Raw genomic sequence first — 25,430 nt, forward strand, 5'->3', positions numbered from 1 at the left:
CCGATATGATGCCACCCCGATGACTGATTCCATTTCTCGCCCCGGCGCCGACGTCGCCGCCACCCGCTGGCTGGCGGTCTCCAGCCTCATGGGTCTGATCGTGCTGAGCCTGGCCTGGGAACTGTGGCTGGCGCCCATGCGGCCCGGGGGCTCCTGGCTGGTGCTCAAGGCCCTGCCGCTGGCGATTCCGCTGATCGGCCTGCTCAAGCACCGCATGTATACCTACCGCTGGGTCAGCCTGCTGGTGTGGATCTACTTCACCGAGGGCGTGGTGCGCGCCTGGAGCGACCCCGCCCCCGGCCGCTGGCTGGCGCTGCTCGAAGTTTTCCTGTGCCTGATGCTGTTCACCGCCTGCGCCCTGCATGTGCGCTGGCGCCAGCGCAGCGCGCGCCGCGCGGCCCAGGCGGCCGGCGGCTGAGTCCCCGTTTTCATGCCTTCACGTCTTTGAAAGAAGTTGCAACATGACTGCACTGCTTGAACGCCTGCGCCAGATCGTCGGCGAAGCCCATGTCCTCACCGAAGGCGACCTCGTCGCCTATGAACAGGACTGGCGCCGCCGCGTGCGCGGCAAGTCCCTGGCCGTGGTGCGCCCGGCGAGCACGGCCGAGGTGGCCGCCGTGGTGCGCGAATGCGCGGCCGCGGGCACCAGCGTCATCCCGCAGGGCGGGAACACCGGCCTGTCGGTGGGCTCCACGCCGGACGACAGCGGCACGCAGGTCGTGCTCAGCCTCACGCGCCTGAATGCCGTGCGCCATATCGATCGCGACAACCTGAGCTTCACTGTCGAGGCCGGCTGCATCCTGCAAAGCCTGCAGGAACTGGCCGAGAAAGAGGGCCTGCTGTTCCCGCTGTCGCTGGCCGCCGAAGGCAGCTGCACCATTGGAGGCAACCTGGGCACGAATGCCGGTGGCACCCAGGTGGTGCGCTACGGCAACACGCGCGAGCTGTGCCTGGGCCTGGAAGTGGTCACGCCGCAGGGCGAGGTCTGGGACGGCCTCAAGGGCCTGCGCAAGGACAACACCGGCTACGACCTGCGCGACCTGTTCATCGGCAGCGAAGGCACGCTGGGCATCATCACCGCCGCCACCATGAAGCTGTTCCCCCAGCCTGCGGCCCAGCTCACGGCCTTTGCCGCCGTGCCCTCCATGGAAGCGGCCGTGCGCCTGCTGGGCATGGCGCACAAGCACCTGGGTGCGGGGCTGACGGGCTTCGAGGTCATGGGCCAGTTCGCGCTGTCCCTGGTGATCAAGCACATGCCCCAGCTGCGCGTGCCCTTTGCGGGCCTGGACGGCGCGCCACCCTATTACGTGCTGGTCGAGAACTCGGACAGCGAGTCCGAGCAGCATGCGCGCGAGCGTTTCGAGGCGCTGCTGGAGCTGGCCTTCGAGGACGGCTGCGTGCTCGACGCCGTGGTGGCCGAAAGCCTGTCGCAGGCCCATGAGCTGTGGCATATCCGCGAAAGCATTCCGCTGGCCCAGGCCGAGGAAGGCCTGAACATCAAGCACGACATCTCCATAGCGGCATCGCGCATCCCTGCCTTCGTCGAACACACCGATGCCGTGCTGCAGCGCGAGATCCCGGGCGTGCGCCTGGTCAACTTCGGCCACCTGGGCGACGGCAACCTGCACTACAACGTGCAGGCGCCCGTAGGCGGCGACGCCAAGGCCTTCCTCAATGAACGCGAGCACCTGGTCAACCACCTGGTCTACGAGGCCGTGGCCGAATTCGGAGGCTCGTTCTCTGCCGAGCACGGCGTGGGCGCGCTCAAGGTGGACAAGCTGGAAAAGTACCAGTCGCCCGTGGCCCTGGGCATGATGCGCGCCATCAAGCAGGCATTGGATCCTCAAGGCCTGATGAATCCCGGCTGCATCCTGGCGCGCGCCTGATCGGGCAGCGCCGGCTTTTCAGGAACGGGCAGGGCTGCAGCGCGGCGCTGCCCGTTCTTGCATCCAAACGCGGCCAGGTGCGGCCAGGCGCAGATCAGGAAGCCGGCTTGTTGCTCTCCACCACGGCAAAGGACTTCTGCACCTGGCTGGGCCAGGCGATGTCGGCACCGGCCGCGTCGGAGAAGTCGGTCTGCTTGCCATCGGTCAGCAGCCACACGCGCAGTGCGTTGCGCGCGGGGTCGATCACGATGGCGCCCATCTCCTCGCCGCCCTGGTGGGGGCGCAGGCCGACGATGCTCCACACATCGCCCTCCTTGGTCAGCGGGCCCACGGTGCGCATATTGCTCAGCAGGGTCGGGTAGCTGGTGCCCAGCAGCGCCTTGAGCCGCTCGGCCAGCACGCCTTGCTCCAGGTAGTTGGTGCCGTCATAGGGGTACTTGCCCAGGTACTCGGCCAGGCTGTCCAGGCCGGGCTCGCCAGCCTTGGCCGTGGACGGCAGGCGCGTGCGCTCGGGAAAGTTCAGCGTCAATGCGGGCGCGGGCGCGGCCACATCGAGTGCCACGGACTGCACGGCCTTGGGAGTGGGAACGGAGGGAGAGCGCGGATCGCAGGCTGTCAGCGCCAGCATGGCGGCACCCAGCGCGACTCCGGCCTGCCAGGGGGTGAGCATGGAAGACATGCGCAAGCTCCTTGTCAAAGCGGATGCGAAAAAACCAGGGCGCCGGTGTGAAAGCCCAGGCAAGACACCGGCGCCCGTCTGCAGCCATTTTCGCACCCGGGGTTGCAAACCTTGTTTCAAGGGGCATGGATACCGTCGGACAAGGCGCCGTATTCATCAAGGGATAATCCCCGCCATGAACATGACTGCCGCGCCCCGCCCTGCCCGCTCACAGTACGAAGATTTCATGCGCCATGTCTACGAACATGGCGTGTCCAAGACCGACCGTACCGGAACGGGTACGCGCAGCGTGTTCGGGCACCAGATGCGCTTCGATCTGTCCGAAGGCTTTCCGCTGGTCACCACCAAGAAGGTGCACCTCAAATCCATCATCCTGGAACTGCTGTGGTTCCTGCGCGGCGACAGCAACGTGCGCTGGCTGCAGGAGCGCGGCTGCACCATCTGGAACGAATGGGCCCGCGAGGACGGCGACCTGGGCCCGGTCTACGGCGTGCAATGGCGCAACTGGCCGACGCCGGACGGCGGCCACATCGACCAGATCGCCGAAGTGGTCAAGCAGCTCAAGAGCAACCCGGACAGCCGCCGCATCATCGTCAGCGCCTGGAACGTGGCCGACCTGCCGCAGATGGCGCTCATGCCCTGCCACGCCTTCTTCCAGTTCTACGTGGCCGACGGCAAGCTCAGTTGCCAGCTGTACCAGCGCAGCGCGGACATCTTCCTGGGCGTTCCCTTCAACATCGCCAGCTACGCATTGCTGACCCACATGCTGGCCCAGCAATGCGACCTGCAGGTGGGTGACTTCGTCTGGACCGGCGGCGACTGCCATATCTACAACAACCATTTCGCCCAGGTCGAGACCCAGCTGGCGCGCCAGCCCTTCGCCTACCCGACGCTGCAGATCAAGCGCCGGCCCGACTCCATCTTCGACTACGAGTACGAGGACTTCGAGGTCGTCGGCTACCAGCACCACGAGCCCATCAAGGCCCCCGTGGCCGTCTGAGGCTGCAGAAAGACCCGCCCGATGGCCATCCATCTCATCTACGCACGCGCCGCCAACGGCGTCATCGGCAAGGACAATGCCATGCCCTGGCACCTGCCCGAGGACCTGGCGCACTTCAAGCAATTGACCCAGGGCTCGGCCGTGGTCATGGGCCGCAAGACCTGGGACTCGCTGCCGGCCCGCTTCAGGCCGCTGCCCGGGCGCACCAACATCGTGGTCACGCGACAGGCGGACTGGGCGCCCGAGCCGGCCGCCCCCGGCGTGCTGCACGCCACCAGCCTGGAGCAGGCCCTGGCGCTGGGCCTCCAGGCATCGGCCGACGTCTGGGTCATGGGCGGTGCCCAGATCTACGCCCAGGCCCTGCCGCTGGCCGACAGCATCGAGGTGACCGAGATAGAGCGCGACTACGAAGGCGATGCCTTCGCCCCCACGCTCGGCCCCGAGTGGCAGGAAGCGTCACGCAGCCGCCATGTGGCCGCCAACGGGCTGCCCTACAGCTTTGTGCGCCTGCAACGACGCTGACATACCCCTGTCGCACACGGGGCTGGCGGGCGCGGCGGGTCTGTGCAAATAATGTCGTTTTTCCACGCCTTCGCCGTCTTTCGCGCCTCTTCGCCATGAGCCTCGTCCAGCCCTTGCCCCCCGGTCCGCTCGACATCGTCGGCGACATCCATGGAGAGTCCGAGGCGCTGGACCAGCTGCTGGGGCACCTGGGCTACGACGCGCTGGGCCGCCATCCCCAGGGCAGGCGCCTGGTCTTCGTGGGCGACTTCTGCGACCGGGGGCCCGACAGCCCGGGCGTGCTGGCCCGCGTCGTGCCCATGCTGGAATCGGGCCATGCGCTGGCCGTGCTCGGCAACCATGAAATCAACCTGCTGCGCGAGGATGCCAAGGACGGCTCCGGCTGGTTCTTCGACAGCCGCGTGGCCTCCGATACGCCCAAGTACGCGCCGTTCGCGCGCATGCCGCTGTGCGATATCCCTGGCACCCTGGCCCTGCTGGAACGCCTGCCCATTGCCATGGAGCGCGAGGACCTGCGCGTGGTCCATGCGGCCTGGCGCCCGCAGCAGATCGCCATGGCGCGCGAGCTGCCGCTGGGCAGCGCACGCAGCGCCTACGACCACTACGAGGCCCTGGCCGCCCAGCAGGCACAGGTCAACAAGGTGGCCGAGCGCATGCGTGCCGAACGCCAGCAATGGCCGCATGACCTGGAAGACCGCAACTGGCTGCCGCCCTTCCTGCCCGCGCACAGCGAGAGCGAACTGGCCAAGGCCATGGTCAATCCGCTGAAGGTGCTGACCTCGGGCGTGGAGCGTGAATGCCGCAATCCCTTCTACGCGGGCGGCAAGTGGCGCTTCGTCGAGCGCGTGGCCTGGTGGAACGAATATGAGGATGCCCAGGCCGTGGTCGTGGGCCACTACTGGCGGCGCCTGAACCGGGGCGGCCCGTCCTTCCACGGCGCCCAGGCCGAGAACCTCTTCGGCCAGACCGGTCCGTTGTCCTGGCATGGCCGGCGCGGCAATGTGTTCTGCGTGGACTACTCGGTAGGCGGCCGCTGGAACGCCCGCCTGGCCGGCGAGGACCCGCAGCAGCGCTTCAAGCTCGCCGCCATGCGCTGGCCAGAGCGCCGCCTGGTGTTCGACGACGGTGCCCAGGCGGACAGCGAGGAGTTTGGCGTTGCGGCGGCCGCTGCCGCATAACACGCGCTAGATCCGCGGCGCGTAGCGCAGCGTCAGCAACAGCGACCTGGGCGCACCGTAGTAGTTGTTGCCCGACACCGTGTTGTAAGAAGGCACGTAGTAGCGCTTGTCCAGCAGGTTGCCGACGTTGAGCGCCACGCTCAGCTCGGGCGAGACCTGGTAGGCCACGCGCGCATTCCACAGCGCAAAGCCTGCCAGGCGGAAGGCCCGGTCGGAGCTGAGGGTGTCGGTCTGCGCATTCACGCCCGTGCCCACCGTCCAGCGGCCCAGCTCGCCCGGCAGGCGGTAGCTGCCCCACAGGCGCAGCATATGCCGGGGCGTCCAGGTGTTGAAGATCTGGCCCTGGTAGTCGGGGTCGGACAGGTAGCGCGTGGTGTTGTAGGTGTAGCCGGCCGCCAGTTCCAGGCCTGTGGCGACCTTGCCGGAGACCTCGGCCTCCAGGCCCTGGCTGCGCACCTTGCCCGAGGAGCGCGAGCAGTACCAGTCATCACAGGCAAAGCCACTGTCGTAGTCGTTGACGGCGCGGTTTTTGTGCTCGTAGCGGAACACGGCCAATGCCATGTTCAGGCGGCCGTCGGCCATCTCGCCCTTGATGCCGGCCTCGTAGTTGCGGCCCTGCACCGGCTTGATGAGGTCGCCCTGCACGGTGCGCGCGGTCTGCGGCTCGAAGACGGTGGAGTAGCTGCTGTACAGCGACCAGTTGTCGTTGAGCGCATAGACGGCACCCGCGTAGGGGATGAAACGCCCCGTGGTCTTGCTGGTGGAAGAATCGCCCGATTGCGCACGGTAGGCGAAGTCATACCAGCCCAGGCGCCCCCCGGCGATCAGCGTGAGCGCCTGCGTGGGCCTGACGCGCCAGGTGCCGTACAGGCCCTTTTGCGTGATGTCGTAGTTGCTGCGCGCATCCACGCCACGCGCGGCGATGCTTTCCATGTCCTGCCAGGGGCGGTTGTGGTCTATATCGAAGATGTTGCCGCCTGCGGTCCAGGCGCGCACGAAGCGGTCGCTGGTGGTGTAGCCAGCGTAGTTGGCTCCCAGCAGCACTTCCTGCTCCATGCCCAGCGCCTTGAAACGGCCCGACAGCGACATGTCCAGGCCACGCTGCTGGTTGTTGAAGTCCACGCCGAAATCGCCGTAGCTCATGCCGCTGCCATCGGGCTTGATGGGACCCACGGCGCGCTGGTGCACGTTGGTGTTCTTCTCGTTCATGGCCATGCCCACCATCTTGAAGCGCCAGTCCGCATTGAAGCGGTGTTCCAGGTCGGCGAACAGCATGTTCTGGTCATTGCCTGCGCGGTTCCACATGGCGCCTGTGTAGGTGGAGCGCGGCAGGCCGATGTCGCTGCCGTCGGCAAAGCGCGGCAGGCCCACGATCATGGGGCGCGAGCGGCTGTGGCGCTGTCCCACGGCCAGGCCCACCGTGGTGCTGGCGCTGATGTCGTAGTCCAGCGCCGCGTAGATGTTGCGCACGCGGTCGCGCGTGTATTCGGTGAACCCGTGGCTGTAGTCCCCGTCCAGCACCACGCGGCCGCGCAGCGTGCCTTCGGCATTGAGCGGCGTGCTGGCATCCATCTGCAGGCCGTAGTGGTCATGGGAGCCGAGCTTGCCCGTGAACACCACGGAGCGCTCGCGGCCCGGGCGCTTGCGCACCAGGTTGATCGCGCCGCCGGGGCTGCCCGCACCCTGCAGCAGGCCAGCCGCGCCGCGCAGGATCTCCACGCGGTCATAGAACACCAGCGACTCCTGCTCCCAGTTGCCCAGGCTGTAGGTATTGCGCGTGAACGGCAGGCCGTCGTACTGCAGCGAGTCCACAGCGAAGCCGCGCGCATTGATGGCCAGGCCCGCGCCCACGCCCTGCACGGCCACCATGCCGGTGGCGTTGTGGATGGCGTCGGGCAGGTTGGTCATGCCCTGGTCATCCATGCGCTGACGCGTGAGCACGCTGACCGATTGCGGAATGTCCTTGAGCGCCTGCGCGGTCTTGCCCAGCGTGACCGTGCCGCTGGTGTAGGAGTCCGAGCCTTCGGTGACGCCGTCACGGATGCGCGTGTCGGTCACCATGACGGCCGGCAGGCCCGCCTCTGCCCCAGCGGCGGCCTGGCCGCGCGATGTGCGCACCTCGGGCAAGGGGCGCAGCGCATAGCCGCCATTGGGCTGCGCATGGGCGGCCAGCCCCGTGCCGGCCAGCAGCGCATCCAGGGCCGCAGGCGCTGCATGGTTTCCACTCAGGCCCGCGCTGCGCCTGCCCGCGATGTCGGCCGCCGTGTACGACAGCATGACGCGGCTTTCCTGGGCGAAGCGGGCCAGCGCGCCCTCCAGCGGGCCTGCCGGTATGGTGTAGCTGCGCACTTCGGAGGGTGACTGGGCCTGGGCCTGCGCGGTTTGCGGCGCAAGGGCTGCGCTGACGGCGCACAGCGCCAGCGTGGTGCTGGCAGCCAGTGCCAGCGAATGGCGCCGGAAGGCCGGTGCCGCAGTGTGAGCAAGTCGTTGGACCATGGAATATCTCTTCCCTGAAAAGTGGCTTCTTCAGGACTTGCCACGCGAGAAAAGAAAACACCTCATGCCAACGGGTCCAGGCATTGATCAAATTGCAACAATTCGCAACAACAACAACCATCCAGCCTGTCTTGGCTCATGTCCGGTTCTGCCGGGCGCGCACGGTCAGCCAGTAGCGGCCAAAGCCGGTCAGCTCGACGGGCTGGGTGCGCACCAGCATGTCGAGCACGCGGTCGGTATCGTCCAGCGGATACATGCCCGAGACGCGCAGCGAGGCGAGCGCGGGATCGCAGGCCAGGCGGCCCCTGCGGTGGCGCGCCAGCTCGGCAATGAAGTCGGTCAGCGGCATGTCCCGCGCGGCCAGCAGGCCTGTGCTCCAGGCGGCGGCCAGTTCGTCGGCGGGCTGGGGTGCGTCCACGGCACGGAGGTCAAAGCCGGCCTGCTCGCCCGCGGCCAGAATGCGCACGGCCTGCGGGGCGTCGGCCGGCCGCACCTCGACCGCGCCCTCATAGACGGCCACATGGCTGGCGCCATCGCGCTGGCGCACCGCAAAGCGCGTGCCCAGCGCACGCAGCCGCCCTTGCGCGGTTTCAACCAGAAAGGGGCGGGCCTGCGGGTCGCTGGCCGTGGTGACCAGCACCTCGCCGCCCAGCAGCCGCAGCAGGCGCTGGCCGGCGTCAAAGCGCACGTCGATGGCGCTTGCCGTGTTCAGGTGGATGCGCGTGCCATCGGCCAGGGTCAGTGCCTGGCGCTCGCCGGTGGCCGTGCGGTGGTCGGCCGACCATTCGCGCCAATCGCCGCCTTGTATCCACCAGGCGCTGCTGCCCGTGAACGCAGCCAGGGCCAGCAGCTTCATGGCCTGGCGCCGGCCGCGCGCACGGCTGTGGCGCGGCTGCAGCGCCCCATGCGCCAGCGGTGCGGGCAGATCGCGCAGGTGCAGGCCGCAGGCCTCGATGTGCCGCCAGGCGCGCTCATGGTCGGGATGATCGGCACGCCAGCGCCGCCACGAGGCCTGCGTGTCCTCGCCGGCATCGCAGGCCTGCAGAGCCACCAGCCATTGCACGGCCTGCAGGCTAACGGCTTCTGAAACGGGTGGGCCTTCAAAAACGGGCAGGCCGGTGGATGCGTGGCGGAATTCGGTCATGGGCTGGCGCTCAGCCGCCGAAGAAGCAGCAGTGCGCGGCCTTGGCGATATGGCGCTGCACGGTGGCCAGCGACAGCTGCAGCTCGGCCGCGATGTCGGCCTGCTTCATGCCGTCGAGCTGCGACAGCAGGAAGGCACGGCGCACGGGCGGCGCCAGCGTGTCCAGGCGGCGGTCCAGCTCGACCAGCGTCTCCAGCAGGATGGCGCGCGTCTCGGGGCCCGGCACCTGCGGCTCGGGCAAGTGCGCCAGCGTGGCCAGGTACGCCTCTTCGATCTGCCTGCGCCGCATGAAATTGGCCACCACACCCTGCGCCACCGTGGTCAGAAAGGCACGCGGCTCGCGTGCGGCAATGGGCTCGCTGCGCGCGAGCAGGCGCATGAAAGTGTCCTGCGCCAGATCGGCCGCCTCCGTGGAGTTGCCCAATCGCCGCCGCAACCAGCCCTGGAGCCAGCCATGGTGGACGCGGTACAGCGTATCGACCTCTTGGTGCAAAGCGGCGGGGGCGGCGGGCAAGACAGGCTCCTGGCGCGGCAGCACGTGCAACCGTGCGCCACATGAATGAGAAAGATTCTCATTCTATAAGGATTAGGCCTTGATGCCCGCCCCTTCGCAAACCGGCGCGCTCCAGAACCAGAGACACCGAGGAAGAGCCGCCTCGCACCGAGGGTGTCGTCCCCCTTCAGGGGGAAGGCGCGCAGCGCCTCAGGGGGTCTTCAAAAACTACCGCGCAGCGTCAGCATCACGTTGCGTGGCTCGCCATACCAGTTGTTGCCGCCGCTGGTGCCCACTGTGCGGTAGTAGACCTTGTCGAACAGGTTGTTCAGGTTGAGCACGGCCTGCCAGTTGCGGTTGATGCGGTACTGCACGCTGGCATTCCACACGGCATAGCCGCCCTGGCTGAACTTGAAGGGCACGGCCGCGCCGTCGAACTTGCCCGTGTCAGGATTGAAGGCATTGGCCGAGCCGCTGACGAAATGCGCGCTCTGGATATTGGCACCGCCGCCAATCGTCCATTGCGACAGCTCGCCGGGCAGGCGGTAGGTGCTCCACAGCTTGAACAGATGCTTGGGCGTGACGGAGTGGTAGATGCCTTCGATGCCCGGCGTCTTGTTGTGGTTGCGGTTGAAGGTGTAGCCGGCAAACAGCTGCCAGCCGCGCGCCAGCTCGCCCGAGATCTCGCCTTCCACGCCCTGGCTGACCACCTTGCCCTTGCTCAGCCAGCAGCAGTTCAGGCCCGCGTCGCCGATGTCGGTGTTGGGGTAGGAGGGATCGGCCACGGCCTCGCCATTGCGCTCGATGCGGTACAGGGCCATGGAGGCCAGCAGACGGCCTTCATTGAACTCGCCCTTGGCACCCAGCTCGAAATTGCGGCCCTTGATGGGGTCCAGCGGCGTGCCGGGCAAGGGCCCGCCCAGCTGATTGGCCTGGGACTTGTGGATCTCGGCGACGCTGCCATAGGCCGTCCAGCGGTCGTCGATGTCGTAGACCAGGCCGCCATAGGGCGTGAAGATGCCGCTCTCGCTATAGGACGACACGATGCGGCTGGTGAGATTGCCGGCCCGGTCGAAGCGCAGCCAGGGCGTCTGCGTTGCATAGCTGGCGCGGCGTGCGCCGACGATGGCCGTCAGCCGGTCCGTCAGGCTCAGGTTGAGCCGGCCGTACAGGCCCTTCTGCGTGGCGCCATAGCCCGCGAAGCTGCGCGTCTTCCAGACGAAGCTGGGCAAGGGAATGGCGCCCGGGTCGAAGCCGAACACACTGATCCCCCCTGCCGGCATATCCACCTCGGAAAGAAAGGTGTCCTGCGTGTCGCGGATCTTGGCCCAGTCCGCGCCCAGCAGCAGCCGGTGCCTGCGCCCCAGCAGAGAGAACGTTCCGCTGACGTTGGCATCCAGCGCCTTCTTGGTGGAATAGAAGTCGTTGGAGAACCCGCTGAGCGTCGCGCCCAGGCCGGTCGAGGGGTCCACCGCCCCGGACATGTCCGCCAGACGGCTGTCGCTGTCGACCTTGACGTAGTTGGCATGGGCACGGACGCGCCAGTCGCCTTCCAGCCGCTGCTCCAGCTGGGCAAACAGTTCCTTGTTGGTTCTGTCGTAGTGGCCCCAGCCGGCCATCAGCGCCGTGCTGCGCGGCAGGTGCAGATCGTCGCCATTGGCCGCGCGCGGCAGGCCGCTGCGCCAGGGCAGGCTGGCCGACCTGTCGTAGCTGCCGCCCAGGGTCAGCTTGGTCGCCGGCGTGAGATCGGCTTCCACGATGCCGTAGAGCAAGGTGTTGCGCGCATCGGCGTAGTCATAGAAGAACTCGCGGTCGCTGTGCGCCAGCACGGCGCGGCCGCGCACCCGGCCATCGGCAGCCAGGGGACCCGCCACATCAAGTTCGGCCCGGCGCTGGTTCCAGCTGCCCACCGAGGCCGAGGCCAGCATCTGGGGCTGGGCCGTGGGGCGCTTTCTCACCAGGTTGATGGAGCCGCCGGGCTCGCCATTGCCGCTGTACAGGCCGTCCGCTCCGCGGATCACCTGCACGCTGTCGTACATGGCCATGTTGGGGTCGAAGGTGCCCTGGCTGAAGGCATCCACCGCCGCACCGTCGATCTGGACATTGCGGATCTGGAAGCCCCGCGCGTAAAAGCTGTTGGCCGTGCCGCCCAGGCCACCCGAGCCTGCGTAGTCCACCGTCACGCCCGTGGTCTGCTGCATCACGTCGCCCACGGAGACCAGCCCCTGGTCCTCGATGCGCTGACGCGTGACCACGGAAATGGACTGCGGCGTCTCGCGCACGCTCTGCCCCTTGCCCAGCGACACGCGCGAGGCCGCGTAGGAGCCCGAACCCTCCGTGGTATCGCCAGCGTGCGCCTGGGCCGTGACCAGCACCGTGCCCAGCGCCGCATCGGCTGCCGGCGACGGCTCCCTGGCGGGTGCCTTCAGCGTGTAGGCACCCGGTACGGCGTCGATCACGGTCACGCCCGTGCCGGCCAGCAGCCGGTCCAGCGCCTGGCGCGGCGTGAAGCGGCCCTGCAAGGCCGGCGAAGTGCGGCCTGCAACGATCTGCGGATCGAACAGCACCTGGTGCTGGGCCTGCTGCGTGAACTGGCGCAGCGCGCCGGCCAGCGGCTGGGGCGCGATGCTGAAGGCCAGCTCCCCTGCCTGGCCCGCCTGCCCCGCCTGCCCCGCCTGCACGGACGATGGCTGCTGCGCCTGCACCGCAGGCTGCGCCAGCGCAACCAGGGCTGCGGCCACCAGCGACGGCATCCTTGCCCGCCGCCATGGCCTGCCCCTGTGCTGAAACTCTCCTCCCCAAATGCCCGCGCCCATGGCGGCGCTGCCGTGTTCTTTTCCTGCTTGCATCCCTGCTCCTGCTGCACTTTGTCCATTGCCCGCTGTCGCGGTGTGCGCGGTGGGTGGCAGGCAGACAGTTGAGCGTCCACCCGCCACGCGCGTGCGCGGCCGTCGCGGTTGTTGGCTGAGCTGTGCACTGGGCAGCGGCCTGGCTGGCAACCATGGAGGCGAGAAAACCCGCCCTCCATGAAGGTAAAACCCGCTTTCGTGCCAAAGTGGGAACGTGGCGAGGCCAGGAAAACGGATTATTTACATTTATTTACAAACAGAGGGAGGAGGGGGAAGGCGCACTCAGTACGCCGAGATCCGCCAGACGCCTTGCGCCTCTGCCTGCACCCGAACCGGCAACAAATGGGGCAGCGAGCGCAGAAAGACCTCGGGCTTGCCGGTCAGCGCCACACCGGACACGGACAGCGCGGCCAGCCGCGCATCGCCGTCCACACGCACGGGCTGGCCCAGGTAGCGTGCCAGGTCGGCAGCCACCTGCGTCAACGGCGCCTGCTGGAACACCAAATGGCCGCTGCGCCAGTCACCTACCGTGTCCGCGCCTGCGGCCAGCGGCTGCCGTGTGCCGTCGCGGGCATCGACGGACATGCCTGCGCCCGCGCCCAGCAGCAGGCGCAGGCCGTCCGGCGAATGGCGATCGGGACGCAGTTCCACCTTGCCCTCCAGCACCTTCACCACCAGCGCGGGCGGCCCAGCGCGCACATTGAAGGCCGTGCCCACCACGCGGACCTGGCTGGCGCCGCTGTCCACGGTGAAGGGCCGCGAGCGGTCGGCGGCGACCTGGAAGAAGGCCTCGCCCTGGTCCAGCACCGTCTCGCGGCGGCGCGGGTAGTAGCGCACCTGCAGCCTGGAGGAAAAATTCAGCGTGACCTTGGAGCCGTCGGGCAATTCGACCTCGCGCACCTGGCCGGGGCCGGTGGCGATTTCACTCACATGGCCGGGATGGTTGTCCCACCAATTCCAGCCGCCCAGGGCGCCCAGCAGGGCAACGGACAGCAGGGCCGGAACGAAGGCCCGCCGCCCCTGTGCACGCGGTGCCGGGGCCTGCTGCCGCACTCCGGGCGATGCGGACGCGGCGCGGACCGGCATCGGGCTCGCCGCATCGGCCGCCAGCCTGGGCCTGCGCAGTTGCTGCAGATCCAGGGCCGTGCGGCCCAGGCTGTCGTAGATGCGGCGATGCCGGGCATCGGCGGCCAGCCAGGCATCGAACTCGCGCTCGTCCGCGCCGGTCCAGTCGGCGGCGCGGCGGCGCACGAAATAGGCCGAGGCCCGGGCATGCAGCTCGACGAGTTCGGGGGTCAGCGTCATGCCGGCCCCTCCGATGCCTCGTCGGTCCCGGCCAAGGGTTCCAGCAGCGCCTGCATGAGCCGCATCTCCTGCGCGCTCGCATACTGCACGCGCAGTTCGCAGTAGGCCAGCGCCAGCGTCACATGGTTGTAGACCATGCGCCGCGAGATGCCCATGCGCTGGGCCACCTCGGTCTGCGTCAGGCCTTCGATGCTGTGCAGCATGAAGGCCTCGCGGCGGCGCGCGGGCAACTCCGCCATGGCCTGCTCCAGTCGCTGCAGGCGCTCGCGCTGGTGTGCCGCGTGCGCAGGGTCGGCCTCTTGCGCGGCCGGCAACTGCTCCACGGCCTGCCTGTGCTCGTCGAGCGAGACCATTTCGCGCCGCGCCGCACCGCCCGCACCATGCCAGGCATCGTGCGAGACATGGCGCGCGATCACGCGCAGATAGGGCTCCTGCTCCTCGGGCGGCAGCGCCTTGCCCGAGGCCGCGTAGCGAACGAACACTTCCTGCACCGCATCCTCGGCATCCTCGCGGTTGCGCAACTGCCGCCCCAGCAGGCGCCGCAGCGGCTGATGCCAGCGCGCATAGACGCGGGCCAGCAGCGAGAGCGAAGTCTCATCGCCTGCGCCTGGCGCACGCGTGCTCACGAGCCCGCTCCCGCAGACAGGCGCGCGGCCCGGGTTGCCGACCAGGAGCAGGAAGCGGACAGGATGGAGAGGAAAGGCACGGGTCGCGATTGTACTGAGAACCGTTCTCATTGGACCCCTCGCAGGCCCTGGGTGCGCGGCGGGCAACTGCTCCACGGCCCGCCTGTACTCGTCGTGCGAGACATGGCGCGCGATCACGCGCAGGTCAAACACTGAACGCACGCAAAAAGGCCTGCACCCCATACTCGCACGCCTGGCGGTGCTGCACCGTCGGCGTGGCAGGGTAGTCGGCCACCAGCCGGGCTTCGGCGGCAATGCCCTGAATCTGGTATCCCAGCAGCCGGGCTGCCTGGTGCGGGTCGTCGACGGCCAACTCGCCACGCTGCACCGCCCGGCTCAGGCAGGCCTGCAGCGGCGCGTAGATGCTGTCGTCTGCGGCCGCCATGAGGTCGGCGATGAGTTTCGGCAGGCGCTCGCATTCCGTGGTCAGCAGGCGGTAGAACGCCAGCGAACGAGGGGCCAGCGAGGCTGCCAGCAGGCGCTGGGCCAGCAGCGGCAGGGCGCTGCGCACCGGCCGCGCGTGCGCAGACTGCTCGCCGGGCATGGCTGCGAAGACGATGCCAGCCAGCACATCCAGTTCACGGCACAGCACCTCTGCCAGCAGGCCCTCCTTGCTGCCGAAGAGCTGGTACGCCGTGGCCACGGAGCCCTTGGCCTGCCCGACGATCTGGCCGACGGAAGTGCCCGCGTAGCCATGTTCAAGAAACGACTGCGCGGCGACCTCCAGCAGCCGCTGGCGCCGGGCTTCGCCCTTGCTCGTGCGCGCGCGCCTCGGCGGCGCCTTGGTCAGCGTCTGCGCCAGGTCGGGAAGATCAGACATGCATGGCCACCGCGAAAAAGAGTAATGTCCATTACATTATCATCCATCGCATCGCCATTCGCCGTGCCTCCTCCCATGAAAACCTCCACCCCCGGCGCATCTGCGGGCCCGCGCTTCTGGGCCCGGGTTGCGCACCTGGCCCTGCTGCCGCTGGCCGCCTGGGGCTGTGGCGCTCTGTGGTTCCAGTTTCCCGCAGGCGCCGTCGGCCGCGGCGCCGCAGCTGCGGCCTGGGGCGCGTTCAGTCTGGCCGTGCTGGCGTGGCCGGCCCTGGCCGGGCCCGGGCGTCGCGGCCGCCGCGCCTGGGCTGCGGGTTACGCTTTGGCCGCCATCACCTTGCTGGGGTGGTGGCATACGCTGCAGCCCTCCAATGACCGCCTTTGGGCCGACGATGTCCAGCGCATGCTGCAAGGCTCGGTGCAAGCAGGTCGGGTCAGGCTGGACAACGTGCGCAACTTCGAGTGGCGCAGCGACACCGACTACACGGCGCGCTGGGAGACCCGGAACTACGATCTGGAGCACCTGCGCTCGGTGGACATGATCCTGTCCACCTGGGGGATGCCCGCCATTGCCCACACCCTGGTGTCCTTCGGATTCGACGACGGCCGCCATCTCGTCTTTTCAGTGGAGATCCGCAAGGAGCGCACGGAGGCGTTCTCGGAACTGGGCGGCCTGTTCAAGCAGTTCGAGCTGAGCGTGGTCGCGGCCGACGAGCGGGACATTGTCTTCGTGCGCACCGGGGTGCGCGGCGAGCGTGTCTTCCTCTACCCCGTGCAGATGCCTGTCCCGGCCATGCGCGCACTGTTCCTGTCCTACGTGGACACCGCCAATTCGCTGCACCGGGCGCCGCGCTTCTACCATACGCTCACCGCCAACTGCACCACGCTGGTCTATCGGATGGTACGGGCCATCGTGCCGGGCCTGCCGGCAGACTACCGCATCGTGCTGTCGGGCCTTCTGCCCGAGTACCTGTACGAGCATGGAGGGCTCGATACCAGCCGGCCACTGGCGGCGCTGCGGCGCGATGCCGACATCGGTGAGCGCGCGCGCCAGGCCGGCAACACGCCCAATTTTTCCACAGACATCCGCCAGACCCGGCCGCCCCCTCCATGAACCGCGTTCCCCCAACGGTGGCGCGCTGCGCCATGATGCTGCTGGTCCTCGCGTGCGCGGGCTGCGCGGGAGTGAAGGTGTCGTCGGTCAGCACCCAGGACTACATCGCCCAGCGCCGCGGCGATGTGCTGACCACCGGCGAGCCCAGTGCCGCGGCCAGCGACACCCTGGCCGTGCTGGGCCTGGACGTGAAGGGCTGCCGCACCGCCACCCCCTCGTGCATCAGCGCATTGCGCAACGGTGGCGGCCTGGACAGCGAGCGCAGGCTCGCCACGCTGTCCGAGATATGGCTGCTGCATGCCCTTGCACTACAAGGCCGCGGCCCCATGGACGCACATGGGCGCGACATGCTGCTCGATGCCTATCTGCAAAGCTCGCGCTACGCCTATGCCTATCTGTTCTTCTCGCCGCGCTCCCCGGGCGAGCGTTCCTTCGAGGAGCGCCAGACCCAGGTGCGCGACTACTACAACTACGCCGTGCAGCAGGCCGTCACCGGCCTGTTCGAGCGCGACCGCACCGCACAAGCGCAGGCCGACGACGGCACGCCGCTACAGGTCGGCGACTGGCGTATCGTGCCGGTGATCGACGGCATGCGGCTGCCGGCCGGCACTCCGCTGCCCCAGGAACTGATTCCCGCCTCCACTCTGACCTTCCGGGGGTTGCGCAGCATGTACCGCCGCGACGGCTTTGGCGCCGAACTGGTGGCGGTGATGGCCCGCCGAGCGATCGACGGAGAAAGCCCCGGCAAACCCTATAGCGAGGCACCGTTCCCTGCCCTGACGGCGATCCTGACTTTCCACGGCGCCAGCCTGGAGCAGGTGCTGGCCACGCACGAGGCCCGCCTGACCGTCTATGACCCCTACCGCCGTGACCGCATCAACCTGGGGGGCGCCTCCGTCCCACTGGCGGCCAACTTCACCTCGGGCTATGGCCTGTGGCTGGCGCGCTCGGGTTTCGCCACCCAGGCGATCCGCAATGTACTGGGCCGCGGCGACGCCCTTGCGCATCCGCGCATCTATCTGCTGCAACCCTACGATCCCGACCGCCGCATCGTGGTCATGCTGCACGGCCTGGCCAGCAGCCCGGAAGCCTGGATCAACCTGGCCAACGAGGTGCTGGGCGACGAGATCCTGCGGCGCGGCTACCAGATCTGGCAGGTGTACTACCCCACGAATGCACCCATGGCCTACAACCATGCAGAGATCCGCAAGGCCCTGCAGGACACGCTGGCCCATTTCGATCCGCAGGGCCGGGCCCGGGCTTCACGCGACATGGTCGTCATCGGGCACAGCATGGGTGGCGTGCTGAGCCGGCTGATGGTGTCCTCTTCGGGAGATGTACTGTGGAATGCGCTGCAGGAAAAGCACGACTTGAGCGTCCGACAGATCGAGCAGGTGCAGCAGCAGGCCGGCGATATGCTGAGCTTCGAGCCATTTGCGGGCATAGGCCGGGCGGTCTTCATCGCAGCCCCGCATCGCGGCACGCCGTTCGCCGAGAACCGGCTGTCGCGCTGGCTGTCCAATCTGATCACGCTGCCGGCAACCGTGCTGCACAAATTCTCCCGGCTGCACCTGACGCCCCGAGGCAGCGACCGGCAGGACAGCGGGCCGTTCTACATTCCGAACGGCGTGGACAACCTGAGCCAGAACGATCCCTTCATCCAGCTGAGTGCAGGCATGGCCATCTCGCCGCAGGTGCCCTATCACAGCATCGTTGCCAACGACAGGACCGACGTGCCGCTGCAGGACTCCGACGACGGCCTGGTACCTTACCGCAGCGCCCATCTGCCGGGGGCCGCGTCGGAGCTGGTGATCCCTTTCAAGCACAGCGTGCAGGAAGCTCCCCAGGCCATCGTCGAGATTCGGCGGATCCTGCGCCTGCATCTGCAATCACCATAGTTCCCCCACGCGCCCGTGGCCCGGCGCAGCCCGGCCGCGGGCCAGGGTCGATTGCTGTTAGCCTTCCTTCGCCAGCGCGCGCTGCGCGCGCCTGCATCCCCATCGAGCCAACCCCCAAGAGCGAGCGATCCTTTCATGACCAGTCCCCTGTACACCGCCTCCATCCCCGTCCTGCAGCAGATGCTGCGCGCCCTGTCCGACGTGCTCAGGAAGGCCGAGGAACACGCCACGCAGAAGAACATCGACCCAGACGCCCTGCTGCAGGCCCGCCTGTTCCCCGACATGTTCCCGCTGGTGCGCCAGGTGCAGATCGCCTCGGACTTCGCCAAGGGCATCGCCTCGCGCCTGGCCGGCGCCGAGGTGCCTTCCTGGCCCGACACGCAGACCAGCTTTGCCGACCTGCAGGCGCTGATCACCAAGGCGCTGGACCATGTGGGCTCGTTCGCGCCCGAGCAGTTCGCGCAAAGCGAGTCCCGCGAGATCGTGCTGCGCCCCGGCACGCCCAAGGAAAAGAAGCTGAGCGCCAGCGCCTACCTGCTGCACTACGGCCTGCCGCAGTTCTTCTTCCATGTGACCACCGCCTATGCCCTGCTGCGCCACAACGGTGTCGAGGTCGGCAAGCGCGACTACATGGGCAGCTACTGACAGCGCGGCGGCCGGTGCTGCGGGGTTGATGCATGCAGCCCTGGGGGATGATGACCTTCAAAGGCTTGAGGCAGCCGGCGTTGAGCGGGATGTCACCTGGTACCCCAAGAGCCCGTCGCCCGGCGTCACCGGCACCGCCCAGGTGCTGCGCCGGGTCTGCAAGGGCTACTGCAAGCGGGTGAGCCCGCATCTGGCGCAATACATCGGCTAGGGCGCGGATGCCGGCGGCGGCTCCTGCCCGTGCAACAGCGCCAGAAAGCTGGCAGCCGCCTGGCTCAGCGGCCGGTCGCGGCGCACCAGGCTGCCGTAGGCGTGACCATGGCCGCCATCTCGGCCGTGGACCTGGCCATCTGGGACATCCTGGGCAAGAGCGTGAACAAGCCTGTGTTCAAGCTGCTGGGCGGGCGCACCAAGGAAAGGATTCCCTGCTACTACAGCAAGCTCTACCGCACCGACCTCAAGGCCATGCAGGAAGAGGCGCAAAAGTTCCTGGACCAGGGTTTCAAGGCCTTCAAGATGCGCTTCGGCTACGGCCCGGCCCATCTGCAGGAAGGCGTGCGCGAGAACCTGCGCTCGGTCGAGGCCGTGCGCGAAGTCATAGGCTACGACTGCGACCTGATGCTGGAGTGCTACATGGGCTGGAACCTGGAGTACGCCAGGCGCATGCTGCCCAAGCTGGAGAAGTTCGAGCCGCGCTGGCTGGAGGAGCCCGTGATCGCCGACGACATCGACGGCTACGCCGAACTCAGCCGCCTCAGCAGCATTCCGATCTCGGGCGGCGAGCACGAGTTCAGCCTCTACGGCTTCAAGCAGCTGCTGGACAAGAAGGCCGTCAGCGTCGTGCAGTACGACACCAACCGCGTGGGCGGCATCACGGCGGCGCACAAGATCAACGCGCTGTGCGAGGCGTTCAGCGTGCCCGTGATCCCGCATGCGGGCCAGATGCACAACTACCACCTGACCATGAGCACGCTGGCCTCGCCCATGGCCGAGTACTTCCCCATCTTCGACGTGGAGGTGGGCAACGAGCTGTTCTGGTACATCTTCGACGGCGAGCCCGTGGCCGAGAACGGCTTCCTGCAGCTCAGGGACGATGTGCCGGGCCTGGGCCTCACGCTCAAGACCGAGTACCTGGACCAGTTCCGCATCGTCGAATGAGGGAGCACGCCATGCCCGGAATTTCTCGGCCGCGCTACAGCGGCATCTTTCCCGTGGTACCCACCACCTTCCACGAGGACGGCACGCTGGACCTGGCCAGCCAGAAGCGTTGCCTGGACTTCATGATCGACTCGGGCGTGGACGGCCTGTGCATCCTGGCCAACTTCTCCGAGCAGTTCCTGCTGGCCGATGACGAGCGCGAGGTCCTCACGCGCACGGCGCTGGAGCATGTGGCGGGCCGCGTGCCCGTGATCGTCACCACCACGCACACCTCATCGCGCGTGTGCGCCGAGCGAAGCCGCCGCGCGCAGGACATGGGCGCGGCCATGGTGATGGTCATGCCGCCCTACCACGGCGCCACCTTCCGCTTCGGCGAGGCCCAGGTCCACGGCTTCTTCCAGGCCGTGTCCGATGCCATCGCCATTCCCATCATGGTCCAGGACGCGCCGGCCGCAGGCACGCCGCTGTCCCCCGCCTTCCTCGCGCGCATGGCCCGCGAGATCGAGCAGGTCTGCTACTTCAAGATGGAAACTGCAGGCGCCGCCGGCAAGCTGCGCGAACTCATCGCGCTGGGCGGCGAGGCCATCGAAGGCCCATGGGACGGCGAGGAAGCCATCACCCTGCTGGCCGACCTGGAGGCCGGCGCCACGGGCTCCATGACAGGCGGCGGCTTTGCCGATGGCATACGCCCCATCATCGAAGCGCACCGCAGCGGCGACAGGGACCGGGCCTTTGCGCTGTACCAGCGCTGGCTGCCCCTGATCAACCACGAAAACCGCCAGGCCGGCTTCCTGGCAGCCAAGGCGCTGATGAAGGCTGGCGGCGTGATCACCTGCGACGCGCCGCGCGCGCCCTGGCCGCCCATGCACCCCGAGGTGCGCCGCCAGTTGCTGGACATTGCACGGCAGCTCGATCCGCTGGTGCTGCGCTGGGGGCGCCGAGGGAGTCGATGGCCCAAGAATCGCGCGCAACCGGCCTCATCCGCGCCGTCCGCGCCGCCCGCCTAGCCAGGCCATGCACAGGACCAGCAAACCGAGTGACCAAGGCGAAAGCAAGGGAATCGGTGCGGCACCCCCGGGCGCCACAGGTGCGGCCAGGATGGCCAAGCCGCCCGGGTCGGTGATACGGCCGTCCTTCAAGCCGTCGCTATCGCCCTGACCACCGTCAATGAGATCGATTTCCACCCAGGATGAACCGGTGCCAACAATCGGGATTTGGTACCAGTGCAACACCCCCGCAGGGGTGCTGCGGCCATATTTCCAGTAGGTTGCGCCGGCCGGCACGGCAGACGGATAGTCGAGGCGCATGCGCACGGAGTTGCCCGCACCCACGTTCTCAAGCACAAAGCTCACCAGCCCGAAAGGGAAGCTGCGGCCTGCCAGTGGCGGCACGCCGGCGTCGATTGTGGTGTTGAATCCGGCCTGTGAGAAATAGGCATGCGCGGGCAAGGCCTGTGCGGCCGACTGAACCGTGGCCGTCACCGTGCCCGCACCGCTGGGCGAAGGACCACTGACGGACAAGAGCCCGCCACCACCCGCCAACCCACCCGTGCCAACTGGCGCAACTGTATTGCGCAGGGTGAAGCTGGCCGAACCACCTGCTGCCGTGGCAGTCACCGCATAGTCGCCCATCAAGCCGTTGGCAGTGACTGCAGTCTCCGCATAGCCGTTGGCATCGGTGCTGACCTGCGTCTGCACCCGCCCGCCGGCAAAGCTTGCCGAAGCACCGGCCCCGGGCGCAGTGAAGCTCACAGGACGTCCCGCGAGTGCCGCGCCACCCGCGCCCAACAAGCGGACACGCAAGCTCTGCCCGAATGCTGTCCCTACAGGCGCCGATTGAGGCGTGCCCGCTGCCGTGCTCAATACGCCTGGCGCAGCGCAGGTCTGGGCGTCGGCAACGGTTTCGGGAAACGGCGTGTTGGAAATTCCCGAGATGACGATGTCGTCAACCTCCCAGCCTTCCTCGCCTCCCCCCATGTCGGTCTGGATGACCCAGGCCAGCCGAACAGTCCGCCCGGCATAGAGGGGACCCAGATTCACGTGTTCGCTTTCCGCCACAGGCCAATGCGGGCTTTGGCCGACATAGGCGGGCTGGCCTTCTGCAGGATTGCCGGAACCCACATAGAGCAAATCCGAATAGCCGGGAGTCATGATGCGAGCCCATGTCGCACCGTCGTCCGCGGAAAGCATCAATTGCCCGCCGTCGTAGTTGTTTTGGCCATCCTGCTCAAAACGATAGCGGTGATTGAACGACACGGTGAAGTTGCCTGTGGTGGCAACCTGCAGCGGTGGCGTCATCAACCAGTGCGAGCCAGCCGCTTCGGGGGAGCCGCCGCCGTAGAGACGGTTGGAGGCGCCATCGGCGCGCACTCTCCAGTTGTCTGCAAACACAGGCAGGCTGCTGCCCATCTGCATGACACTGGGAACAGCCTGCCCATCGTCCGATGCCAGTCGCCCCGGCAACACATCGATATTCAGAGGCAGATCCAATTGCTGCTGCACCGGGCCGTTTTCCTGCTCCGCATGGCTGAGCATGGCCGTGATGCGTGCATTGGCGGGCACCAACAGGCCGTCGAGCTTCAAACTTGCCGTGACCACCAGGCTCTGCCCTGCACCGATGCCAGGCACGGCGACTGCTGCACCGTCAGGAAATGACAGTCCCGGCATGCTGGACGACAACTGCAACTGTGCCCCTGTCACCGGCAAAGCGCCGCGATTGCGCAAGGTAAGGCGAAGCACACCGGTTTCGCCGTTGTCGAGGATGGCGTCGGCATCGCAGCGCTGGCTGCTGGCATCGGCCATGCTCAAGGCCATGGCATCGAGCTCCAAGGCACCACTGAGGCTGAAGCTTTCAACCACGCCCACATTGGTTTCTGAATAGCGATCGGCCATGGACCGGGCCCAGGTGCCTGCTCCGCGCTTGGCAAAGGCCTGGGCAAAGCGCTGGTGATCGGCAGGATCCTCGGCCAAAGCGGCAGCCAGCAGTGCATCGCGCGCCTCGGTCAGCAGCGGATTGACAGGGGTGAGCTTGTAGCCGGAGACCAGGTAGCGCTTCATGCGATCCTGGGCCTCTTGAAATGGATGAACATTGAGCAGGGCCACATAGCATTCCCAAAGCATGGAGGCCCATACCTCCCCCATGTTGTGAACCTCGGCATTGCCAGACACAAAGGCGGGCGCCGGGCTGGGAGGCAGAGAGATGCCATTCTGTATATGCCTGAACGTCAACGGATTCCTGGCCATGTCCGTGGAGTACGGATAGCGGCGCATGCCATACAGTGCCGTATTGCGGATGTCGGCATCTGCAGGGCCCTCGACAGCTCCCAGCGAATACGCGGCGACGCTGTAGGCGCCCTGGAATTGGTGATTGCCGGCCTGGTTGCGGTCCTGGTCGGCAACCATCATCAGCAGGGCATGAAAGTCTCCCCAGCCTTCGCCCAAGCCCGACGCATGGTTGCTCCCGAGGCCATTGGCATTGCCGATAAGGCGGTTGCTGATGAAGTGCCCCCACTCGTGGGCAATGATGCTGCCGTCCAGCGCACTGCTGCGCTCCGCAGCAATGCCCGTGAGACGCAACGGCACAGCCTCACCAGCCGTCAGCCGGGCCCTCCATGCATTGCCGTCGGACTGTGCAACATGAACAGAGGGAATGGTGATATTCAGCGAAGAATCGTTGGCCCCCATCTGGGATGGCACGCCTGCCACGTTGTTGATCACCGCCACACCCACAGCACCTGCGTTCTGCGCCTGAGCCACCTTGGCATCGAAGGAGCAGGAACCACGCTCAACCAGCGCAATCTTGCCAGCCACTTCCGCCGCATTGGTGAGCGCCGAACACGCAATGGCAGGCTGAGCGGACACAAGGTCGGAGGCCACCTCGAACTGCCCCGGGCCGAACGCAGCTCCTGCAACGGACACACCTCCAGCCAACGAAGAAGGAGGCAGTACCGATGCGCTGACGCCCCGGTTGTTGAACCGATACATGCGCATGCGTGACGGCGCGCCATCAGCGCGCGTCAGCATGTTGGCATTGTTCGTCCCACTGAAATCCAGGGCCTGGGCCAGCAGGGCATCGCCACCCAGGCCACCTCGCCCAAAGTTGTCGTTCTGCGCATTGCCCGCCGCTTCGTTGAAGCCAGCGGAATAAAACCAATCGTGCAGCCAGTTGGTCACATAGAACAACTGCACCACGGAGGCTGCAGCCTGGGTCTTGTCTGCCAAGGCCCCCCGAGTCACATCGTAGTAATGGTCAAAAACCCCGGGGGCCGTGACGCAAGCGCGGAAGTCCGCCGCAACAGGACCTCCGGCGCATTCGTTGGCATCCACGGGACCGAGGCCATCTGGCAAGACCAGGTTGGCAAAGGCCTGAACATTGTTGCCGTCGGTCAGCGTAGCCCCTGAAGCCAGCCAGGGGTTGACGCCCCCTCCACCGCTCACCAGGCTGGGCTGCACCAGAGGCAGCGCATAGCCATCGGCCAGACCCGTGGGGTGTGGGGAGCCATTGCGCCCCTGAGGACCGGGATGCGGCACACCCGAGACAGGGTCAGCCCAAACCCGGTAGTCGTGGGCATGGGCAGACTGGTTGTTGCGCAGCAGCAGCCGGCCATCATCGGCAGCCACCACATAGGCGAAGCCGTACTCCTCACCGTGCTCATGCACCAGCAATTCAACGTAGAAAGCAGCACTCAGGCCCTGGGGCAGGCGGAACCAGACAGGCTTGACGCGCACGGGGCCCTCAAGCACGGCACCATCCGCACCCTTCACCCCCTTCGGCAACGCCAGCCACTTGTAGGGACCCACCTCTGATTCGGCGGGAGGAGCCACCTCGTGCAGCGAGGATGCCACCTCGGCCACAAAACCATAGTCCTGCAACGCCCTCGCCACGGCCTCAGGTGCGCCCAGCTTGGCCGAGCCCGAGGCCGCCGCCAGTGCGGTGCTTCCCAGATATCCCCCAATGGCCGCAGCCCGGGCCTGACCATCGAGCAAGACGGTAGCCTGGTCTCGAAAGACCTCGATGCCATCGCGCTGGTTGCCCAGGCTCACCAAGCGTGCACCTCCCCGCAGAGCCTGCACATGGCCAAGCGGCGCTGCATCCACCTCCTGGGAAGTCAGACCGTAGAGATCCGCCACGGCTTTGAGTTCACGCCGTGCCGCGCCTTCCGCGTCGACTGCCGCAGCCTGGGCCCGTACCTCGCCACTGCGACCCGTGCGATCCGTACGCAACTGAACAAAGGTTGGCAAGCCCAGACGCTCCTCTCGTGAGAGCTTTTGCACTCGCTCAGGCAGAACAGTCGCGCGGGCAGACTGGGCGTGCACAAGCAGCGGCGCGTCCGCCAAGGCATCAATGGAGGCAAGTTCCCGCGCTTGCACTTGAGGGAAAGCAAACAAAGTCGCGCAGGCAAGCGCACTCAATGAAAAGACTCGAAAGGCTTGGTGCATAAAAAGGGGGAAACGGAAATGAATGGAGAAAATGCCGCAATGGCTATTGAACGCGATGTTGCATGCACCCGTACTTTTTAACAAGTCACCAAAATCAGTTACAGCAGCGGGTTCCGCCACCAT

The 25,430-nt window shown here is 67.2% G+C and carries 19 protein-coding genes and 1 pseudogene; 11 read left to right on the forward strand and 9 right to left on the reverse strand.

Features of this window, described 5'->3' with window-relative positions; translation table 11 throughout:
- The first annotated feature begins 19 nt into the window (after positions 1-19).
- Both A9976_RS27290 and A9976_RS27295 read left to right on the forward strand, forming a co-directional pair.
- Positions 20-418 carry a DUF2069 domain-containing protein gene (locus A9976_RS27290; protein WP_016451330.1) on the forward strand — a complete coding sequence of 133 codons (399 nt, stop codon included), beginning with the start codon at positions 20-22 and terminating at the stop codon, positions 416-418.
- Positions 419-461: 43 nt separating this feature from the next.
- Positions 462-1,886, forward strand: coding sequence for an FAD-binding oxidoreductase (locus A9976_RS27295; protein ID WP_183021572.1), 1,425 nt, complete (start codon positions 462-464; stop codon positions 1,884-1,886).
- A 94-nt stretch (positions 1,887-1,980) separates the two neighbouring features.
- Here A9976_RS27295 and A9976_RS27300 read toward each other — a convergent pair whose 3' ends face one another.
- Positions 1,981-2,565 (reverse strand): hypothetical protein, encoded by a 585-nt coding sequence (locus A9976_RS27300; protein ID WP_183021573.1) that lies wholly within the window; start codon positions 2,563-2,565, stop codon positions 1,981-1,983.
- A gap of 175 nt (positions 2,566-2,740) precedes the next feature.
- Between A9976_RS27300 and A9976_RS27305 the strand changes: the two genes are divergently transcribed.
- From A9976_RS27305 to A9976_RS27315, 3 genes are all read left to right on the forward strand, one after another.
- The gene (locus tag A9976_RS27305) at positions 2,741-3,565 is read left to right on the forward strand and encodes a thymidylate synthase (protein ID WP_183021574.1); all 825 of its coding nucleotides are present in this window, start codon (positions 2,741-2,743) and stop codon (positions 3,563-3,565) included.
- Positions 3,566-3,586: 21 nt separating this feature from the next.
- Complete coding sequence (locus tag A9976_RS27310) at positions 3,587-4,087, forward strand: dihydrofolate reductase (RefSeq protein ID WP_183021575.1); 501 nt, start codon at positions 3,587-3,589, stop codon at positions 4,085-4,087.
- A gap of 95 nt (positions 4,088-4,182) precedes the next feature.
- A complete protein-coding gene (locus tag A9976_RS27315) occupies positions 4,183-5,265 on the forward strand; it encodes a metallophosphoesterase (protein ID WP_183021576.1) in 1,083 nt (360 codons plus the stop codon).
- 6 nt (positions 5,266-5,271) lie between these two features.
- On the opposite strand, the gene A9976_RS27320 is transcribed toward A9976_RS27315, so the two are convergent.
- The 7 genes from A9976_RS27320 to A9976_RS27350 all read right to left on the reverse strand — a co-directional run bounded on the left by A9976_RS27320 (position 5,272) and on the right by A9976_RS27350 (position 15,058).
- Complete coding sequence (locus A9976_RS27320; RefSeq protein WP_183021577.1) at positions 5,272-7,761, reverse strand: TonB-dependent siderophore receptor; 2,490 nt, start codon at positions 7,759-7,761, stop codon at positions 5,272-5,274.
- A gap of 136 nt (positions 7,762-7,897) precedes the next feature.
- Positions 7,898-8,905: a FecR domain-containing protein gene (locus tag A9976_RS27325; protein WP_183021578.1), complete on the reverse strand. Its 1,008-nt coding sequence runs from the start codon at positions 8,903-8,905 to the stop codon at positions 7,898-7,900.
- A 10-nt stretch (positions 8,906-8,915) separates the two neighbouring features.
- Positions 8,916-9,419 (reverse strand): sigma-70 family RNA polymerase sigma factor, encoded by a 504-nt coding sequence (locus tag A9976_RS27330; RefSeq protein WP_183021579.1) that lies wholly within the window; start codon positions 9,417-9,419, stop codon positions 8,916-8,918.
- Between the two features lie 200 nt (positions 9,420-9,619).
- Positions 9,620-12,247, reverse strand: coding sequence for a TonB-dependent siderophore receptor (locus A9976_RS27335; protein ID WP_183021580.1), 2,628 nt, complete (start codon positions 12,245-12,247; stop codon positions 9,620-9,622).
- Between the two features lie 282 nt (positions 12,248-12,529).
- Positions 12,530-13,552: a FecR domain-containing protein gene (locus A9976_RS27340; RefSeq protein WP_183021581.1), complete on the reverse strand. Its 1,023-nt coding sequence runs from the start codon at positions 13,550-13,552 to the stop codon at positions 12,530-12,532.
- A complete protein-coding gene (locus A9976_RS27345; RefSeq protein WP_183021582.1) occupies positions 13,549-14,178 on the reverse strand; it encodes an RNA polymerase sigma factor in 630 nt (209 codons plus the stop codon). Before A9976_RS27345 ends, A9976_RS27340 begins: the two co-directional genes overlap by 4 nt.
- Before the next feature lie 205 nt (positions 14,179-14,383).
- Complete coding sequence (locus tag A9976_RS27350; protein WP_183021583.1) at positions 14,384-15,058, reverse strand: TetR/AcrR family transcriptional regulator; 675 nt, start codon at positions 15,056-15,058, stop codon at positions 14,384-14,386.
- 75 nt (positions 15,059-15,133) lie between these two features.
- Between A9976_RS27350 and A9976_RS27355 the strand changes: the two genes are divergently transcribed.
- The 6 genes and pseudogenes from A9976_RS27355 to A9976_RS27380 all read left to right on the forward strand — a co-directional run.
- Positions 15,134-16,168 (forward strand): DUF4105 domain-containing protein, encoded by a 1,035-nt coding sequence (locus A9976_RS27355; protein ID WP_183021584.1) that lies wholly within the window; start codon positions 15,134-15,136, stop codon positions 16,166-16,168.
- Positions 16,165-18,066 (forward strand): triacylglycerol lipase, encoded by a 1,902-nt coding sequence (locus tag A9976_RS27360; protein WP_183021585.1) that lies wholly within the window; start codon positions 16,165-16,167, stop codon positions 18,064-18,066. Before A9976_RS27355 ends, A9976_RS27360 begins: the two co-directional genes overlap by 4 nt.
- Before the next feature lie 135 nt (positions 18,067-18,201).
- Positions 18,202-18,711 (forward strand): DUF1993 family protein, encoded by a 510-nt coding sequence (locus tag A9976_RS27365; RefSeq protein WP_183021586.1) that lies wholly within the window; start codon positions 18,202-18,204, stop codon positions 18,709-18,711.
- 28 nt (positions 18,712-18,739) lie between these two features.
- Positions 18,740-18,922 (forward strand): hypothetical protein, encoded by a 183-nt coding sequence (locus tag A9976_RS31600; protein WP_232245744.1) that lies wholly within the window; start codon positions 18,740-18,742, stop codon positions 18,920-18,922.
- 59 nt (positions 18,923-18,981) lie between these two features.
- The gene (locus A9976_RS27375; protein ID WP_259649340.1) at positions 18,982-19,869 is read left to right on the forward strand and encodes an enolase C-terminal domain-like protein; all 888 of its coding nucleotides are present in this window, start codon (positions 18,982-18,984) and stop codon (positions 19,867-19,869) included.
- 11 nt (positions 19,870-19,880) lie between these two features.
- Positions 19,881-20,807, forward strand: a pseudogene (locus tag A9976_RS27380) (dihydrodipicolinate synthase family protein); the annotation flags it as partial.
- A gap of 39 nt (positions 20,808-20,846) precedes the next feature.
- On the opposite strand, the gene A9976_RS27385 reads toward A9976_RS27380, so the two are convergent.
- A complete protein-coding gene (locus A9976_RS27385; RefSeq protein WP_183021636.1) occupies positions 20,847-25,307 on the reverse strand; it encodes an XrtH-dependent M36 family metallopeptidase in 4,461 nt (1,486 codons plus the stop codon).
- Positions 25,308-25,430 lie beyond the last annotated feature (123 nt).

The organism is Delftia sp. UME58 (assembly GCF_014170385.1).
GTDB classification, from domain to species: domain Bacteria; phylum Pseudomonadota; class Gammaproteobacteria; order Burkholderiales; family Burkholderiaceae_C; genus Comamonas; species Comamonas acidovorans.

Bases quoted from the DNA above. Each gene is read 5' to 3' on its own strand.
- A9976_RS27350 (WP_183021583.1), bottom strand. From the start codon at position 15,058: ATGTCTGATCTTCCCGACCTGGCGCAGACGCTGACCAAGGCGCCGCCG.
- A9976_RS27325 (WP_183021578.1), bottom strand. From the start codon at position 8,905: ATGACCGAATTCCGCCACGCATCCACCGGCCTGCCCGTTTTTGAAGGC.
- A9976_RS27385 (WP_183021636.1), bottom strand. From the start codon at position 25,307: ATGCACCAAGCCTTTCGAGTCTTTTCATTGAGTGCGCTTGCCTGCGCG.
- A9976_RS27365 (WP_183021586.1), top strand. From the start codon at position 18,202: ATGACCAGTCCCCTGTACACCGCCTCCATCCCCGTCCTGCAGCAGATG.
- A9976_RS27335 (WP_183021580.1), bottom strand. From the start codon at position 12,247: ATGCAAGCAGGAAAAGAACACGGCAGCGCCGCCATGGGCGCGGGCATT.
- A9976_RS27295 (WP_183021572.1), top strand. From the start codon at position 462: ATGACTGCACTGCTTGAACGCCTGCGCCAGATCGTCGGCGAAGCCCAT.
- A9976_RS31600 (WP_232245744.1), top strand. From the start codon at position 18,740: ATGCATGCAGCCCTGGGGGATGATGACCTTCAAAGGCTTGAGGCAGCC.
- A9976_RS27305 (WP_183021574.1), top strand. From the start codon at position 2,741: ATGAACATGACTGCCGCGCCCCGCCCTGCCCGCTCACAGTACGAAGAT.
- A9976_RS27360 (WP_183021585.1), top strand. From the start codon at position 16,165: ATGAACCGCGTTCCCCCAACGGTGGCGCGCTGCGCCATGATGCTGCTG.
- A9976_RS27320 (WP_183021577.1), bottom strand. From the start codon at position 7,761: ATGGTCCAACGACTTGCTCACACTGCGGCACCGGCCTTCCGGCGCCAT.
- A9976_RS27290 (WP_016451330.1), top strand. From the start codon at position 20: ATGACTGATTCCATTTCTCGCCCCGGCGCCGACGTCGCCGCCACCCGC.
- A9976_RS27340 (WP_183021581.1), bottom strand. From the start codon at position 13,552: ATGACGCTGACCCCCGAACTCGTCGAGCTGCATGCCCGGGCCTCGGCC.
- A9976_RS27310 (WP_183021575.1), top strand. From the start codon at position 3,587: ATGGCCATCCATCTCATCTACGCACGCGCCGCCAACGGCGTCATCGGC.
- A9976_RS27355 (WP_183021584.1), top strand. From the start codon at position 15,134: ATGAAAACCTCCACCCCCGGCGCATCTGCGGGCCCGCGCTTCTGGGCC.
- A9976_RS27315 (WP_183021576.1), top strand. From the start codon at position 4,183: ATGAGCCTCGTCCAGCCCTTGCCCCCCGGTCCGCTCGACATCGTCGGC.
- A9976_RS27300 (WP_183021573.1), bottom strand. From the start codon at position 2,565: ATGTCTTCCATGCTCACCCCCTGGCAGGCCGGAGTCGCGCTGGGTGCC.